This is a genomic window from Pseudaquabacterium terrae (genome assembly GCF_013266755.1).
In the GTDB taxonomy this organism is placed as follows: domain Bacteria; phylum Pseudomonadota; class Gammaproteobacteria; order Burkholderiales; family Burkholderiaceae_C; genus Pseudaquabacterium; species Pseudaquabacterium terrae.
This window is the reverse complement of record NZ_JABRWJ010000006.1, coordinates 369,181-384,148: the sequence shown is the minus strand read 5'-3', so window position 1 is coordinate 384,148 and position 14,968 is coordinate 369,181. Positions and strand designations below refer to the sequence as shown.

The following is a 14,968-nucleotide window of genomic DNA, read 5'->3' as shown; positions in this document are numbered from 1 at the left end:
AACCGGGCCGGATTCTCGGTGCTCGCCGGTGGGTGGGAAGCGCGCCGGATGCCCTGACCGGCGGATTTGCGCTCAACTGACGCAACCCGCCTCGACCGCCGCCGCGCCCTTGACCACCACCGGCTCCGGAATCCGGTAGCCGTAGCGCACCGCGGTCAGCTCAGCGAGGATGCTCACCGCGATCTCCGGCGGCGTGCGGGCGCCGTTCTTCAGGCCCACCGGCCCGTGCAGCCGCGCCAGCTGCTCGGGCGTCATGCCGAAGTGTTCGGCCAGCCGCTCCTTGCGCTTGGCCTGGTTCACGCGCGAGCCGATCGCGCCGACGTAGAACGCGTCGCTGGCCAGCGCCTCCATCAGCGCCAGGTCGTCGAGCTTCGGGTCATGCGTCAGCGCGATGACGGCGGTGTGGCCGTCGGGCTTCAGGGCGGTGACGGTGTCGTCGGGCATCGTGCGCAGCAGCGTCGCGCCGGGCACCTCGAAACCCTCGGCGTACTCCTCGCGCGGGTCGTTGACGATCACCTGGTAACCGAGCGCGGTGGCCATCTGTGCCAGGTACTGCGTCATCTGGCCGGCGCCGATCAGGATCAGCCGCCAATGCGGGCCGTGATGGGTGGTCAGCGTGGTGTCGGTCAGTTCGAGCTCGTCGGTCTCGGTCGCCGGCTGCAGCTCGACCTCGCCGCTGGCCAGCGTCAGCACGCGCCGCGCGCGTTCGCCGCGCGCCAGGCGATCGAGCAGCTCGTCGACCCGCGTGCGCGGCAGCACCGGCTCCAGCACCAGCTCGATCAAGCCCCCGCAGGGCAGGCCGAAGCGGTGCGCGGCGTCGGCATCGATGCCGTAGCGCACGACCTTCGGCACGCCTTCGGCCAGCACGCCTTCACGCGCCTTGTCGACCAGGTCGTCCTCGATGCAGCCGCCGGAGACCGAGCCGGCGACCAGCCCGTCGTCGCGGATCGCCACCGCGGAGCCCGGCGGCCGTGGGGCGGAGCCCCAGGTGCGCGTGATCGTGCCCAGCACCACGCGGTGGCCGGCGGCGCTCCATAACGCCACCTGGCGCCAGATGTTGAGGTCGATGTTGTCCATTGCGGCTGTGCGTGGTGGGGCTCCGGTAGGTCGCCCCGGTGAGTGCCGGATTCTGGGGCGCCGCACTGTCCCGCGCCGCTTCAGGGTTTACCCATTGGTGCGCCCGGCGAGGCGCCGTCCTAGGATCAGCCGATCGAAGCGCCGCAGGACCCCAGCCCGGCGCTTCGCCACTTCAGAGGAGCAGACCGCATGGGCACCACGATCACGTTGACGGTCAACGGCAAGTCCGTGAGCCGGGAAGTGCAGCCGCAGACGCTGCTGGTCGAATTCATCCGCGAGGACTTGCGCCTGACCGGCACGCACGTCGGCTGCGACACCACGCAGTGCGGCGCGTGCACGGTGCACCTCGACGGCCGCGCGGTGAAGAGCTGCTCGATGCTGGCAGTGCAGGCCGCCGGCCGCGAGCTGACGACGATCGAGGGCCTGGCCGCCGCCGACGGCACGCTGCATCCGATGCAGGCCGCGTTCCGCTCGTGCCACGGCCTGCAGTGCGGCTTCTGCACGCCGGGCATGGTGATGAGCGCGGTCGACCTGGTGAAGAACCACGGCTGCAACAGCGAAGCCCAGGTGCGCGAGGCGCTCGAAGGCAACCTGTGCCGCTGCACCGGTTATCACAACATCGTCAAGGCCGTGCAGCAGGGTGCTGCGGCCATGAAGGGTTGAGGAGGCGCACATGAACGCACCCCAAGGTTTCATCGGCCAATCGGTCGAACGCCGTGAAGACGCCCGCTTCCTGACCGGCCGCGGCCAGTACACCGACGACATCACGCTGCAAGGCCAGACCTACGCCTACTTCCTGCGCTCGCCGTATGCGCATGCACGCATCAAGGCGCTCGACACCGCGGAGGCCGCCCAGGCGCCCGGCGTGCTCGGCATCTTCACCGGCGAGCACTTCAAGGCCGTCGGCGGCCTGCCCTGCGGCTGGTTGATCAACAACCTCGACGGCACGCCGATGAAGGAGCCCAAGCACCCGGTGCTGGCCGACGGCAAGGTCCGTTATGTCGGCGATCGCGTCGCGCTGGTCGTCGCCGAGTCGCTGGAGCAGGCCAAGGACGCCGCCGCGCTGATCGAGGTCGAGTACGAGGAGCTGACGCCGGTGATCGACACCGCGAAGGCCGCCGGCGCCGCCGCCACGGTGCACGACGAGGCCGACGGCAACGTCTGCTACCACTGGGGCATCGGCGACAAGGACGGCACCGACGCCGCCTTCAAGAACGCCGCCCACGTCACCACACTCTCGTTCCGCAACAACCGGCTGATCCCGAACGCGATGGAGCCGCGCGCCGCGAATGCGTCCTACGACTTCAACGCCGACAGCTACACGCTGTACGTCAGCAACCAGAACCCGCACGTCGAGCGGCTGCTGATGTGCGCCTTCGTGCTCGGCATCCCCGAGCACAAGATGCGCGTCATCGCGCCCGACGTCGGCGGCGGCTTCGGCTCGAAGATCTACCTCTACGGCGAGGAAACCGCGCTGGTCTTCGCCTCGAAGCAGATCAAGCGGCCGATCAAGTGGACCTGCGACCGCAGCGAAGCGTTCCTCTCCGACGCCCACGGCCGCGACCACGTCACGACCGCCAAGCTCGCGCTCGACAAGGACGGCAACTTCCTCGCGCTGCGCGCCGACACCACCGCCAACCTCGGTGCGTATCTCTCGACCTTCTCGACCTGCATCCCGACGATCCTGCACGCCACGCTGCTGGCCGGCCAGTACAAGACGCCGAAGATCTGGTGCGAGGTGACCGCGGTGTTCAGCAACACCGCGCCGGTCGATGCCTACCGCGGCGCCGGCCGCCCAGAGGCCACCTACCTGCTCGAACGCATCGTCGAGACGGCGGCGCGCGAGATGAAGATCGATCCGGCCGAGATCCGCCGCCGCAACTTCATCACCGAGTTCCCGTACGCATCGCCGGTCGGCCTGACCTACGACACCGGCGACTACTTCGCGACGATGAACCGCGCGGTCGAGATGGCCGATGTCGGCGGCTTCGCGGCGCGCCGCAAGGCGAGCGAAGCGAAGGGGCTGAAGCGCGGCATCGGGTATGCGGCGTACATCGAAGCCTGCGGCATCGCGCCGTCGTCGGTGGCCGGCGCGCTGGGCGCCCGCGCGGGCCTGTTCGAAGCCGGTGAAGTACGCGTCCATCCGACCGGCAAGGTCACCATCTTCACCGGCAGCCACAGCCACGGCCAGGGCCACGAGACCACCTTCGCGCAGGTCGTCGCCGACAAGCTCGGCCTGCCGATGGACGACATCAGCATCGAGCACGGCGACACCGGCAAGGTGCTGTTCGGCATGGGCACCTACGGCAGCCGCTCGATCGCCGTCGGCGGCACCGCGATCGTCAAGGCGCTGGACAAGATCATCGCCAAGGGCAAGAAGATCGCCGCGCACCTGCTCGAAGCGGCGGACACCGACATCGTCTTCGAGGGCGGGCAGTTCAAGGTCGCCGGCACCGACAAGGCGGTGCCCTTCGGCTCGGTCGCGCTGACGGCCTACGTGCCGCACAACTTCCCGCACGACAAGCTCGAGCCGGGCCTGAACGAGAACGCGTTCTACGACCCGAGCAACTTCACCTACCCGGCGGGCACCTACATCTGCGAGGTCGAGATCGATCCGGCCACCGGCGCGACCAAGATCGACCGCTTCACCGCCTGCGACGACTTCGGCAACATCATCAACCCGATGGTCGTCGAGGGCCAGGTGCATGGCGGGCTGGCGCAGGGCATCGGCCAGGCGCTGCTCGAGCACGGCGTCTACGACACCGAGAGCGGCCAGCTGCTGTCGGGCAGCTTCATGGACTACGCGATGCCGCGCGCCGACGACCTGCCGAGCTTCAACGTCGAAACGGCCAAGGGCACGCCGTGCACCCACAATCCGCTCGGCGTCAAGGGTTGCGGTGAAGCGGGCGCCATCGGCTCGCCGCCGGCGGTGATCAACGCGATCTGCGATGCATTGGGCGTCAAGGACGTGCCGATGCCGGCGTCGCCGTACAACGTCTGGAAGGCGGCCCAACAGACCGCACTGCATCGCTGATGCGCTGAAGGAGAAAACACATGCAAGCCTTCGCTTATTCGAACCCCGCCTCGGTGGCCGATGCCGCCAAGGCCGCGGCCGGTGCCAATGCCAAGATCCTGGCCGGCGGCCAATCGCTGCTGCCGGCGATGAAGCTCGGCCTGGCGGCGCCTGAAGCCCTGGTGGATCTGAGCCAGATCGCCGAGCTCAAGGGCATCACGGTGTCCGGCAATGTGGTCAAGATCGGCGCGATGACCACGCATGCGCAGGTCGCCGCGAGCGCCGAGGTCGCCAAGGCGATTCCGGCGCTGGCGGACCTGGCCAGCCACATCGGCGATCGCCAGGTGCGCAACCGCGGCACGATCGGCGGCAGCCTGGCCAACAACGACCCGGCGGCCTGTTATCCGGCCGCAGTGCTGGGTCTGGGCGCGACGATCCACACCAATACCCGCACCATCGCCGCGGACGCCTTCTTCACCGGCCTGTACGAGACCGCGCTGAAGGAAGGCGAGATCATCACCGCGGTCAGCTTCCCGGTGCCCGAGAAGGCGGCCTGGCAGAAGTTCAAGCAGCCGGCGTCGCGGTTCTCGATCGTCGGTGTGTTTGTCAGCAAGGGCGCGCAGGGCGTGCGCGTGGCCGTCACCGGCGCCGGTGCGTGCGTGTTCCGCGCCAAGGAGCTCGAAGCCAAGCTGGCGTCGAACTGGTCGGGCGCGGCGCTGCAAGGCGCGAGCTTCCCGCCGGACGGCTTGAACACCGATCTGCACGGCTCGGCCGAGTACCGCGCGGCCTTGATCCCGGTGCTGGCGCAAAGAGCGGTGGCGGCGACCTAACAACGGCTCATGCCATCATCGAAACGCCGCACGCGCTGCGGCGTTTTTTCTTGGACGCGCCCGTGACCGACCTCCCGACCAGCATCGACGACACCGCCAGCCGCCTGCTGGCCCATGACTACGTGCCCGACCGCCAGCTGGCGACGGTCGTCTACCTGGCGCTGAAGCTGCAGCGCCCGCTGTTCCTCGAAGGGGAGCCCGGCACCGGCAAGACCGAGATCGCGCGCACGCTGGCCGCGATCCTGAACCGGCCGCTGATCCGCCTGCAGTGCTACGAGGGCCTGGACCTCGCCGGCGCGGCCTACGAATGGAACTACGGCCGGCAGATGATGGAGATCCGTCTCGCAGAGGGAACGTCGACGAGCCGCGACGCCCTCGCCTCGGAGCTGTTCAGCGAACGCTTCCTGACCAAGCGCGCGCTGCTGCAGTCGATCGATCCGGCGAACCCGGTGGCGCCGGTGCTGCTGATCGACGAGCTCGACCGCGCCGACGAGCCCTTCGAAGCCTTCCTGCTCGAAGTGCTGTCGGACTTCCAGATCACGATTCCCGAGCTCGGCACCGTCAAGGCGATCACGCCGCCGATCGTCGTGCTGACCTCGAACCGCACGCGCGAGATCCACGACGCGGTCAAGCGCCGCTGCCTCTACCACTGGGTCGGCTTTCCGGACGCTGCGCGGGAGCTGGAGATCCTCAAGCGCCGCGTACCGGGCGCCGCCGACGCGCTGGCGCGGCAGATCGTCGCCTTCGTGCAGAAGCTGCGCGAGATCGAGCTCTACAAGCTGCCCGGCATCGCCGAGACGATCGAATGGGCGCGCGCGCTGATGGAGCTCGACACGCTGGTGCTCGACCCGGAGGTCATCCAGCACACGCTGGGCGTGCTGCTGAAGTACCAGGACGACATCGCCAAGCTGCAGGGCAGCGAGGCCGCGCGGCTGCTCGAGCAGGTCAAGCGCGATGTGCAGGCGGTGTAGCGCGCGAGGGCGGCGATGCTGATCGCGCAGAAGACGCCCGGCCACCTGGCCGAGAACGTCATGCACTTCGCCCGCGTGCTGCGCGCTGCGGGCCTGGCCGTCGGCACCGACCGCGTGCAGCTCGCGCTGCAGGCATTGCAGGTGGCAGGCTTCGAGCGCAAGCGCGATTTCCACGCGGTGCTCAGCGCCTGCCTGCTCGACCGCATCGAGCACCGCGAGCTGTTCGACCAGGCCTTCGTGCTGTTCTGGCGCGATCCCGACCTGCTCGGCCGCATGCGCGCGCTGCTGTTGCCGACAGTGCGCGCCAAGGACGGCGCGCCCCCGGCGCCGGAGAACCGGCGCCTGGGCGATGCGCTCTTCCCGCACCAGCCGCCGACGCCACCCGCCGAAGCGCAGGACGAGCAGATCGAGCTCGACGCGACGCTGACCTGGAACGACCGCGAGCTCCTGCAGAAGGCCGACTTCGACACGATGAGCAGCGAGGAATGGCGGCAGGCGCGCCGGTTGCTCACCGACCTGCCGCTGATGTTCGAGCAGCTGCCCACGCGCCGCAGCCGCCCCGCCGCCCCGCCGGGCCGGCCCGACTGGCGCGCGACGCTGCAAGCCATGGCGCGCCACGGCGGCGAGCTGTGGGACATGCGCTGGCGCCGCCAGCGTTTGCGGCCCGCGCCGCTGACGGTGCTGGCCGACATCTCCGGCTCGATGAGCCGCTATTCGCGCATGCTGCTGCACTTCGCGCATGCGCTCGGCCATGCCGAGGCGCGCGTCGAGAGCTTCGTCTTCGGCACCCGGCTGACGCGCACGACGCGGCTGCTGAAGCGCCGCGATCCCGACCTGGCGATTGCGCAGGTCGTGCATGCGGTCGAGGACTGGTCCGGCGGCACGCGCATCACCACCAGCCTGCAGGAATTCAACCGCCGCTGGGCGCGCCGCGTGCTGTCCAGCCGCGCCACCGTGCTGCTGATCAGCGACGGCCTCGAGCACGGCGATACGCGCGCTTTGAGCTTCGAGATGGAGCGGCTGCACAAGAGCTGCCGGCGGCTGATCTGGCTCAATCCGCTGCTGCGCTTCGAGCGCTTCGAGCCGCGCGCCGGCGGCATCAAGGCGATGCTGCCGCACGTCGACCGTTTCCTGCCGGCTCACAATCTGCAGAGCCTGGCCGAGCTGGTGCAGGTGCTGCGGCAGATGGACACCCCGCCGCGCCGCCCGCACTGACGGCGATAACCCTCAAAAGACGCGACAACACCTATGCAACTGACCAACCAGCAATCGCTGCCCGTCGGCCAGGCCCAGGCCTGGGAGGCGCTGAACGACATCACGCTGCTGCAGGCCGCAATCCCCGGCTGCGAGAGCATCACGCCGACCGGCCCGAACCAGTACGAGGCGCTCGTCACCGCCGCGATCGGCCCGGTCAAGGCCAAGTTCAAGGGCAAGCTGCAGCTGGAGAACCTGCAGCCGCCGACCTCGTACACGCTGCGCTTCGAAGGCCAGGGCGGCGCCGCCGGCCACGGCAAGGGCTCGGCCGAGATCCGGCTCGAAGCGGTGAGCGCGCGCGAGACGATCCTGCACTACACCGCCAACGCCCAAGTCGGCGGCAAGATCGCGCAGATCGGCTCGCGGCTCGTGGACATGGCGGCGCAGAAGATGGCCGCCGACTTCTTCGCGACCTTCAATCTGCGGCTGCAGGAGCGCTACCAGGTGGCGCCGGAGCCGGCGCCGGCGGCGGCTGCGCAAGGCGGGTTCGCGCGCTTCGTCGCCTGGCTGCGGCGGCTCTTCGGGGCGGCTTGAGAGCGCGCGTCAGCGCTCCGCCTCGAAGGCCCGGATCAGATCCGCCAGCGTCTGTCCCGGCTCGTCGCGGAAGCGCTCGTCGAGCACTCGCAGCTCGGCGATGCGGTCGACGCGGAAACTGCGAAAGCCGTCGCGGCTTTCGCACCAGGCGGCCAGCGTCCACACCTGGCCCCAGAAGAAGCAGCCGAGCGGGCGCACGGTGCGCTCGCTCTCGGCGTCCTTCAGGTCGACGTAGCGCAGCCGCAGCTTGCGGCGCGCTTCGGTGGCCAGGCGCGCGGCTTCGAGCCGGCTGCGCGTGGCCTCGTCCAGGCCCATCGAGGGCGCGTAGACCGCCAGGCTCTCGGCGGCTGCGCGGGTGGCCGGCGGCAGCACCGACAGGATCTTCGACAAGGCGCTGTCCGCCTGCTGCGACAGCGCTGCATCGAGGCGCGGCTGGGCCAGCCGCACCGCGGCCACCAGGGCCTTGGCTTCGTCGGCGGTGAACATCAGCGGAGGCAGGTCGAAACCCGATCGCATGCGGTAGCCGACGCCCGCCTCGCCCTCGATCGGCACCCCTTGCGCCGCCAGGTCGGCGACATCGCGGTACACGGTGCGCAGCGAGACCTGCAGCCGCTCGGCCAGGAAGGCCGCGGTCGACAGGCGCCGGCCGCGGATCAGTTGCACCAGCTGAAAGAGTCGATCGGCACGACGCATCGGGACGGCGGTGAGGTCTGGATCGGGCGGCGCATTGTCACCGCCTTGCCAGCGTTCCTCGAACACCGCCGCCTCCGGGCGTTCCACCAATGACTGCAGCTGCAGCGTCAGCATCAGCGCAGCGCGTGCAGCCCGACGCGGTTGCCTTCGCTGTCGATCACGTGCGCGAAGCAGCCCATGCCTTCGGGCAGCTCGACACGCGGCGTCGCAATGCGGCCGCCGGCGGCAACGGCGCGCTCGACCGCCGAGTCGAGCGAAGGCTCGGCGTTCAGGTAGACCAGCGTGCCGTTCGGGCTCGGGTCGGGGATGTGGTCGCCGGCCAGCAGCGCGCCGCCGACACCGGCCTGGTCGTAGGGAATCACCGCCAGCGTCTGCGGGCCCATCGCCTCGCGGCGCAGCGCCTTGGCCAGCAGCTTCTCGTAGAAGGCCTGCGCGCGGTCGAGGTCGCGCACCGGGATCTCGAACCAGTTGGCGGCGTTGTTCAGCGTGGTGGTGGTCATGCGTTTTCTCCTTGGTGGTGTTGACGAGGAGCGCATGCTGCGCGTGTGCTGCTGACAGCGGCGTGTCAGCAGCGGCGGTCAGCCGCCGTCGAGCAGGCGTGCGAGCCGTGGCTGCAGGAAGTCGCCGAGCGCACGCATGCGCGCGTTCAGGTGCGTGCCGCGCGCCAGCACCAGCTGCAGCGGATACGGCGGCGATTGAAGCTTCGGCAGCACGCGCACCAGCCGGCCCGCCGCCAGGTCGGCCGCGACGTCGAGTTGCGCTTTCAGCGCAATGCCCATCCCGTCGATCGCCCACAGCCGCGCGATCAAGCCGTTGTCGACGCTGCGCCGCGCGCGCAGCTTCACCTCGACCGGCCGGCCGCGTTCCAGCAGCCGCCAGCGCTGGCCGGAGCGGCTGGCGATGCGCAGGTCGATGCCCTCGTGCTGCGCCAGGTCCTCGATGCGCCGCGGCGTGCCGGCGCGCTGCAGGTAGGCCGGCGCGGCGACCAGGATCGCGCGGTTGTCGACCAGGTGGCGCACGATCTGGCCCGCGTGCTCGGGCACGCCGTAGCGCAGTGCGGCATCGATCGGCTCGCGCGCCAGGTCGCTGATGCGGTCGCTGACGAAGAGCTCGAGCTGCAGCTGCGGATGGGCCTGCAGGAACTCGTCGAGCAGCGGCCGCAGCACGTGGGTGCCGAAGTCGGCCGAGACGCTCAGTCGCAACGTGCCGCGCACCTGCGTCAGCGGCGCGTGCAGCTCGCCCATCGCCAGCTCCAGCAGGGCCAGCGCTTCGCGGCTGCGCGCGAGGAAGGCCGCGCCCTCGGGGGTCGGCCGCAGCGCACGGCTGGAGCGCGTGAAGAGGCGCACGCCGAGCTGCGCTTCGAGGCGGCGCACCGCGGCGGTGGCGGTCGCCGGCAGCTGGTTGAGCTCACGCGCCGCCGCGGCGACACCGCCCAGGTCGGCGACGCGCAGCGCCAGCCGCAGCGCGGCCAGTTCGGGACCGCTCTTGGCCGCCGCCAGGTCCGATGTCTTCACCATCCGGGCTCCGAATCGACAAATGCCGTTTGTGATTGGCGCAGTCTCGCACTGCTGGTTCGCGACGCCTCGCCGCGGCACAGTGGCGGCCATTCCCACTGCCATGCACCCAGGCACCACGATGAAAGCCGTCGGCTACCACCACAACCTGCCGCTCAGCGACGAGCGCTCGCTGATCGATCTCGACCTGCCCGAACCGGCGGCGCTCAGGTCCAACGACCTGCTGGTCGAGGTACACGCGGTGTCGGTCAATCCGGTCGACGTCAAGGTGCGCGCCGGCGTCGCGCCGCCGGCCGGCAGCGCCAAGGTGCTGGGCTGGGATGCGGCGGGCGTGGTGCGCGCGGTCGGCAGCGCGGTGCAGGGCTTCGCACCGGGCGACGCGGTCTGGTACGCCGGGGCGATCGACCGTCCGGGCAGCAACGCGCAGCGGCAGCTGGTCGACCACCGCATCGTCGCGAAGAAGCCGCCGAGCCTCGATTGGGCCGCCGCCGCCGCGCTGCCGCTGACGACGATCACGGCGTGGGAACTGCTCTTCGACCGCCTCGGCGTGCCGCAGGGCGGCGGTGCCGGCCAGCGCCTGCTGATCACCGGAGCGGCCGGTGGCGTCGGCTCGATGCTGATCCAGCTGGCGCGCCGCTACACGCAACTCGAGGTCATCGCCACCGCGTCGCGGCCGGCGAGCATCGACTGGGTGACGAACCTCGGCGCGCAGCACGTCATCGATCACCGCCAGCCGCTCGACGCCGAGCTGAAGCGTTTCGGCATCCCCGGCGTGCACCTCGTCGCCAGCCTCACCGCCACCGATCAGCATTACCCGGCGATCGTCGAAGCGCTGTTGCCGCAGGGCCGGCTGGCGCTGATCGACGACACCCCCGGCCCGCTCGACGCGCGACCGCTGAAGCGCAAGAGCCTGTCGCTGCATTGGGAAATGATGTTCACCCGCTCGCTGTTCGGCACCGAGGACATCGCGCGCCAAGGCCAGCTGCTGGCCGAGGTGGCGCGGGCCATCGATGCCGGCGAGTTGCGCACGACGCTGACGCGCCGCTTCGGCCGCATCGACGCGGCGAATCTGAAGGCCGCGCACGCCTGGGTCGAGAGCGGCCAGGCGATCGGCAAGGGCGTGCTCGAAGGCTTCTGAATCGAGCGGCGGCGGGCACGCGGCCTGCCGGCAACGAGCGCGTGATAGAAAGGCCGCCGGCCTTCACTCGTCCCAGCCTGCCGCATGCCGATCCACCTGAACCGCCGCGATTGCATCGCGCTCGCCGGCGCCCTGTTCGCCCCGCTGCCGGTGCTCGCCGCCACGGCAGCGGCAGCGCCGATCGCGCTGCCGCCGCTGGCACTGCGCGAGCGCCGCCTGCCCAACGGGCTGCACGTCGTCAGCGTGCCCGACCGCAGCAACTCGACGGTCAGCGTGCAGCTCTGGTACCGCGTCGGCGGCAAGGACGATCCGGCCGGCCGTTCCGGCTTCGCGCACCTCTTCGAACACATGATGTTCAAGAGCACGCGCCACATGGCCAACGAGATGTTCGACCGCCTGACCGAGGACGTCGGCGGCAACAACAACGCCTTCACCGCCGAGGACATGACGGCCTACCAGAGCGAGGTGCCGTCGAACCACCTCGAACGCATCCTGTGGGCCGAGGCCGAGCGGCTGGCGAACTTGAACGTCGACCAGCCGAACCTCGACAGCGAGCGCGCGGTGGTGCAGGAAGAGCTGCGCCAGCGTGTGCTGGCCGATCCTTATGGGCGCTTGTTCAACGCGTTGCCAAGCGAACACTTCACGGCGCATCCGTACAAGCGGCCGGTGGTCGGCAGCATGGAGGACCTGAACGCCGCGACGCTCGATGACGTGCGCCGCTTTCACAAGACCTATTACCGACCGGACAACGCGCTGCTGATCGTCGTCGGCGATTTCGATCCGCCGCAGCTCGACACCTGGATCGATCGCTACTTCGGCCCGCTGCAGAAACCTGCGGAGCCGATCCCGCGCGTCGCCGTCAAGGAGCCCCCGCGCACGGCCGACCGCCGCGTCGTGCTGCACGGGCCGAACGTGCCGCTGCCGGCCGTCGCGCTGCTGTGGCAGGGCCCGCCGGCGGCACATGCCGATGCGGCGGCGTTCGACATCGGATCGGCGCTGCTGTCGGCCGGCGACTCGTCGCGGCTCAACGAGGCGCTGGTCTACCGCGCCCAGGCGGCGCAGGCGGTCGGCTTCTCCGCCGAGCTGTATGCCGACGCCGGCATGCTGGCGGCCTATGCGATCGCTGCCAGCCGCGAGCCGTTGCCGCGCGTCGAAGCCGCGCTGCTGCGCGAGATCCACCGCCTGGCCAGCGGGCCGATCGCCGCCGCCGAGCTCGACAAGGTGCGCACCCAGCTGCTGACCGCCGCGCTGGTCAGCCGCCAGACGCCGCAGGGCAAGGCCGGGGCGATCGGCAAGGCGGTGCTGCAACGCGGCGATCCGCGCGACGCCGACCGCGAGCTCGTGCGGCTGCAGGCGGTGACGGCCGCCGATGTGCAGCGCGTGCTGCGCCAGATGCTCGCCGGCAAGCGGGTGACGATCCACTACACGCAGGAGGGCAAGCCGTGATGCGCCGCTGTCTCGTGGCGCTTGCCGCGCTCAACTTCGCCGTGCCTGCCCTCGCCGCCACCCCCGGCGTCGACGCCCCGCCGCTGCCGCAGCCGCCGCGCGCGGTGGTGATGCCGCCGCTGCACGAGCACACGCTGCCCAACGGCCTGACGCTGGTGGTCGCGCCGCGCAGCACCGCACCGGTGGTCACGCTCGGCGTGCTGGTGCGTGCCGGGCCGGAGCTCGATCCGCCCGGCCGCGCCGGCACCGCGGCGATGACCGCCGGGCTGTTGAGCAAAGGTGCGAAGCGCGGCGGGCGGGCCGTCTCCGCCACTGAGCTGGCGCGCCAGGCCGAGGCGCTCGGCACCTCGCTCGATGCGGGCAGCGGCTGGCGCTCGTCGACGGTCGCGATGACGGTGACGACACCGAAGCTCGATGCCGCGGCCGCGCTGCTCGCCGACGTCGTGCGTCAGCCGACGCTGGCCGCCGCCGAGCTCGAACGCGCGCGCGCGCAGTCGCTGGACGGCCTGCGCGTGACGCTCGGCGACCCGGCGCAGGTCTCGGTGCTGGTGGCGCGCCGCCAGTACTGGGGCGACACCGCCTACGGCCGGCTCGTCGCACCGGCGACGTTGAAGCGCCTGACGCGCAGTGACATTGCCGCCTTCCACGCCGCCTGGTACCGGCCCGAGCGCACGGTGCTGGTGCTCGCCGGCGACATCGACCTCGCGCGCGGCCGCGCGCTCGCCGAGCGCCTGTTCGGCAACTGGCGCGTCGCCGGACAGGTGCCGGTCGTCCCGGCGGCGGCCAAGCCCGAGCCGCTGCCCGAGGCGCTGCTGCTGATCGACATGCCCGGCAGCGGCCAGAGCGGCGTGATGGTCACCGCGCCCTTCGTCGAGACGCGCTCGAGCGAACGCCGCATCGGCCAGGTCGCCAGCACCGTGCTCGGCGGTGGTTACTCGGCGCGGCTGAACCAGGAGGTGCGCATCAAGCGCGGCTTGAGCTACGGCGCCTTCAGCGAGGTGGAAGTGCATCCGCAGGCCGGCATGCTGCATGCGTCGACGCAGACCAACCACCCGACCGCGGTGCAGGTGCTGGACCTGCTGCGCGGCGAGATCCGGCGCCTGGCCGATGCACCGCCGCCGGCCGATGAGCTTGCCGCGCGCCAGGCCACGCTGGTCGGCAGCTTCGCGCGGCGGCTGGAGACCACCGGCGGGCTGGCCTCGCTGGTGGTCGCGCAGCTGGTGGCCGCGCGGCCGCTCGACGAGCTTGCGCGTACCGTCGACGAGGTGATGGCGGTGACGCCCGAGCAGGTTCAGTCCTTCGCGAAAACGCACTGGAAGCCGGACGCGCTGCGCGGCGTGATCGCCGGTGACCTGAAGGCCGCCGGCGACACGCTGGTGCCGCTGAACGGCTCGGCCCGGCGCATCACGATCGACGCGCTCGACCTCGAGCAGCCGACGCTGGCCAAGCCGGCGAAGTAGCACCCGAAAGACGCGGCCAGCGGCGATGCCGATCATCCCCCGCCAGCGCGGCATCGATGCGGCGCGCTTCGCGCACGAGCTGATGCCGGCGTACCGGCCGGTGGTGCTCGAGGGCCTGGTCGACCACTGGCCGGCGGTGGCCGAGGGCGCGCGCGGCGCCGACGCGCTGGCGCAGTACCTCGCCGGCTTCGCCAGCAGCCACCCGGTCGACGCGGTGATGGTGCCGCCGGGCCGCGGCGGGCGCATCTTCTACGACGAGACGCTGGCCGGCTTCAATTTCCTGCGCCGGCAGCTGCCGGTCTCGGCACTGCTCGAGCAGGTGCTGCGCTACCGCCATTTCGACGCGCCGCCGTCGGTCGCCGTGCAGAGCGCGCTGATCAGCGACTGCCTGCCGGGCTTCGCCGAGCGGCACCTGAATCCGCTGCTGCCGGCGAGCGTCGCGCCGCGGCTGTGGCTGGGCAACCGCATCGTCACGCCGGCGCATTTCGACGAGTCCTGCAACATCGCCTGCGTGGTCGCCGGGCGGCGGCGCTTCACGCTGTTCGAGCCCGGCCGCATCGCCGATCTGTACATCGGCCCGCTCGGCTTCGCGCCGACCGGCACGCCGATCAGCCTGGTGGATTTCGACGCCGTCGACGAGACGCGCTTTCCGCGCTTCCGCAGCGCGCTCGCCGACGCCTGGGTGGCCGAGCTGGCGCCGGGCGATGCGCTGTACATCCCGCCGCTGTGGTGGCACCACGTGCGCTCGCTCGATGCCTTCAACCTGATGGTCAACTACTGGTGGCCGGGCGGCGGCGCGGCGACCGGCTCGGCGCTCGACGTGCTGCTGCACGCAGTGATGGTGCTGCGGCCGCTGCCGGCCGAGCAGCGCGCGGCCTGGGCGCAGCTGTTCGCGCACTATGTCTTCGGCCCCGAGGGGGCGGCGGTGGACCACCTGCCGCCCGAGCGGCGCGCGATGCTGGCGACCATGCGCCCGGCGCTGGCGGAAGACATCCGCGCCTTCCTGCGCAGTAAGCTCGATCCTGCGTCTTGAAAGCC

At 70.9% G+C, this 14,968-nt stretch carries 14 protein-coding genes; 10 read left to right on the top strand and 4 right to left on the bottom strand.

From position 1 onward, the window contains the following. Positions 1-72: 72 nt before the first annotated feature. Positions 73-1,077 (bottom strand): XdhC family protein, encoded by a 1,005-nt coding sequence (locus tag HLB44_RS20980; RefSeq protein WP_173126433.1) that lies wholly within the window; start codon positions 1,075-1,077, stop codon positions 73-75. 189 nt (positions 1,078-1,266) lie between these two features. Between HLB44_RS20980 and HLB44_RS20975 the strand changes: the two genes are divergently transcribed. From HLB44_RS20975 to HLB44_RS20950, 6 genes are all read left to right on the top strand, one after another. Beyond that, positions 1,267-1,740, top strand: coding sequence for a (2Fe-2S)-binding protein (locus tag HLB44_RS20975; RefSeq protein ID WP_173126430.1), 474 nt, complete (start codon positions 1,267-1,269; stop codon positions 1,738-1,740). Positions 1,741-1,750: 10 nt separating this feature from the next. After that, a complete protein-coding gene (locus HLB44_RS20970) occupies positions 1,751-4,111 on the top strand; it encodes a xanthine dehydrogenase family protein molybdopterin-binding subunit (protein WP_173126425.1) in 2,361 nt (786 codons plus the stop codon). 20 nt (positions 4,112-4,131) lie between these two features. Then, a complete protein-coding gene (locus HLB44_RS20965; RefSeq protein ID WP_173126422.1) occupies positions 4,132-4,920 on the top strand; it encodes an FAD binding domain-containing protein in 789 nt (262 codons plus the stop codon). 62 nt (positions 4,921-4,982) lie between these two features. Continuing rightward, on the top strand, positions 4,983-5,891 hold the full coding sequence (locus tag HLB44_RS20960; RefSeq protein WP_173126419.1) for an AAA family ATPase: 909 nt from the start codon (positions 4,983-4,985) through the stop codon (positions 5,889-5,891). Between the two features lie 15 nt (positions 5,892-5,906). Next, complete coding sequence (locus tag HLB44_RS20955) at positions 5,907-7,106, top strand: vWA domain-containing protein (protein WP_173126416.1); 1,200 nt, start codon at positions 5,907-5,909, stop codon at positions 7,104-7,106. Positions 7,107-7,139: 33 nt separating this feature from the next. Further along, the gene (locus tag HLB44_RS20950; protein WP_173126413.1) at positions 7,140-7,679 is read left to right on the top strand and encodes an SRPBCC family protein; all 540 of its coding nucleotides are present in this window, start codon (positions 7,140-7,142) and stop codon (positions 7,677-7,679) included. Positions 7,680-7,688: 9 nt separating this feature from the next. Here the strand turns inward: HLB44_RS20950 and HLB44_RS20945 are convergent, their stop codons facing one another. The 3 genes from HLB44_RS20945 to HLB44_RS20935 form a co-directional block, all read right to left on the bottom strand. Beyond that, positions 7,689-8,372 (bottom strand): helix-turn-helix transcriptional regulator, encoded by a 684-nt coding sequence (locus HLB44_RS20945; protein ID WP_173127127.1) that lies wholly within the window; start codon positions 8,370-8,372, stop codon positions 7,689-7,691. Between the two features lie 113 nt (positions 8,373-8,485). Continuing rightward, complete coding sequence (locus HLB44_RS20940; RefSeq protein WP_343051441.1) at positions 8,486-8,872, bottom strand: VOC family protein; 387 nt, start codon at positions 8,870-8,872, stop codon at positions 8,486-8,488. A gap of 78 nt (positions 8,873-8,950) precedes the next feature. Next, positions 8,951-9,889, bottom strand: a complete 939-nt coding sequence (locus HLB44_RS20935; RefSeq protein WP_173126407.1) for a LysR family transcriptional regulator — start codon at positions 9,887-9,889, stop codon at positions 8,951-8,953. Positions 9,890-10,007: 118 nt separating this feature from the next. On the opposite strand from HLB44_RS20935, the gene HLB44_RS20930 reads away from it, so the two are divergent. The 4 genes from HLB44_RS20930 (at position 10,008) to HLB44_RS20915 (ending at position 14,963) form a co-directional block, all read left to right on the top strand. Beyond that, positions 10,008-11,024 (top strand): zinc-binding alcohol dehydrogenase family protein, encoded by a 1,017-nt coding sequence (locus HLB44_RS20930; protein WP_173126404.1) that lies wholly within the window; start codon positions 10,008-10,010, stop codon positions 11,022-11,024. An 84-nt stretch (positions 11,025-11,108) separates the two neighbouring features. Beyond that, entirely contained in the window at positions 11,109-12,470 is a 1,362-nt protein-coding gene (locus tag HLB44_RS20925) for a M16 family metallopeptidase (RefSeq protein ID WP_173126401.1), read from the top strand. Beyond that, positions 12,470-13,930, top strand: coding sequence for a M16 family metallopeptidase (locus HLB44_RS20920; protein WP_246312403.1), 1,461 nt, complete (start codon positions 12,470-12,472; stop codon positions 13,928-13,930). Before HLB44_RS20925 ends, HLB44_RS20920 begins: the two co-directional genes overlap by 1 nt. A gap of 25 nt (positions 13,931-13,955) precedes the next feature. Next, positions 13,956-14,963 (top strand): cupin-like domain-containing protein, encoded by a 1,008-nt coding sequence (locus tag HLB44_RS20915; RefSeq protein WP_173126394.1) that lies wholly within the window; start codon positions 13,956-13,958, stop codon positions 14,961-14,963. Positions 14,964-14,968: the final 5 nt, after the last annotated feature.

Coding starts and splice junctions, on each gene's coding strand:
- HLB44_RS20935 (WP_173126407.1), bottom strand. CDS start 9,889: ATGGTGAAGACATCGGACCTGGCGGCGGCCAAGAGCGGTCCCGAACTG.
- HLB44_RS20915 (WP_173126394.1), top strand. CDS start 13,956: ATGCCGATCATCCCCCGCCAGCGCGGCATCGATGCGGCGCGCTTCGCG.
- HLB44_RS20955 (WP_173126416.1), top strand. CDS start 5,907: ATGCTGATCGCGCAGAAGACGCCCGGCCACCTGGCCGAGAACGTCATG.
- HLB44_RS20920 (WP_246312403.1), top strand. CDS start 12,470: ATGCGCCGCTGTCTCGTGGCGCTTGCCGCGCTCAACTTCGCCGTGCCT.
- HLB44_RS20975 (WP_173126430.1), top strand. CDS start 1,267: ATGGGCACCACGATCACGTTGACGGTCAACGGCAAGTCCGTGAGCCGG.
- HLB44_RS20950 (WP_173126413.1), top strand. CDS start 7,140: ATGCAACTGACCAACCAGCAATCGCTGCCCGTCGGCCAGGCCCAGGCC.
- HLB44_RS20940 (WP_343051441.1), bottom strand. CDS start 8,872: ATGACCACCACCACGCTGAACAACGCCGCCAACTGGTTCGAGATCCCG.
- HLB44_RS20965 (WP_173126422.1), top strand. CDS start 4,132: ATGCAAGCCTTCGCTTATTCGAACCCCGCCTCGGTGGCCGATGCCGCC.
- HLB44_RS20945 (WP_173127127.1), bottom strand. CDS start 8,372: ATGCGTCGTGCCGATCGACTCTTTCAGCTGGTGCAACTGATCCGCGGC.
- HLB44_RS20980 (WP_173126433.1), bottom strand. CDS start 1,077: ATGGACAACATCGACCTCAACATCTGGCGCCAGGTGGCGTTATGGAGC.
- HLB44_RS20930 (WP_173126404.1), top strand. CDS start 10,008: ATGAAAGCCGTCGGCTACCACCACAACCTGCCGCTCAGCGACGAGCGC.
- HLB44_RS20970 (WP_173126425.1), top strand. CDS start 1,751: ATGAACGCACCCCAAGGTTTCATCGGCCAATCGGTCGAACGCCGTGAA.
- HLB44_RS20925 (WP_173126401.1), top strand. CDS start 11,109: ATGCCGATCCACCTGAACCGCCGCGATTGCATCGCGCTCGCCGGCGCC.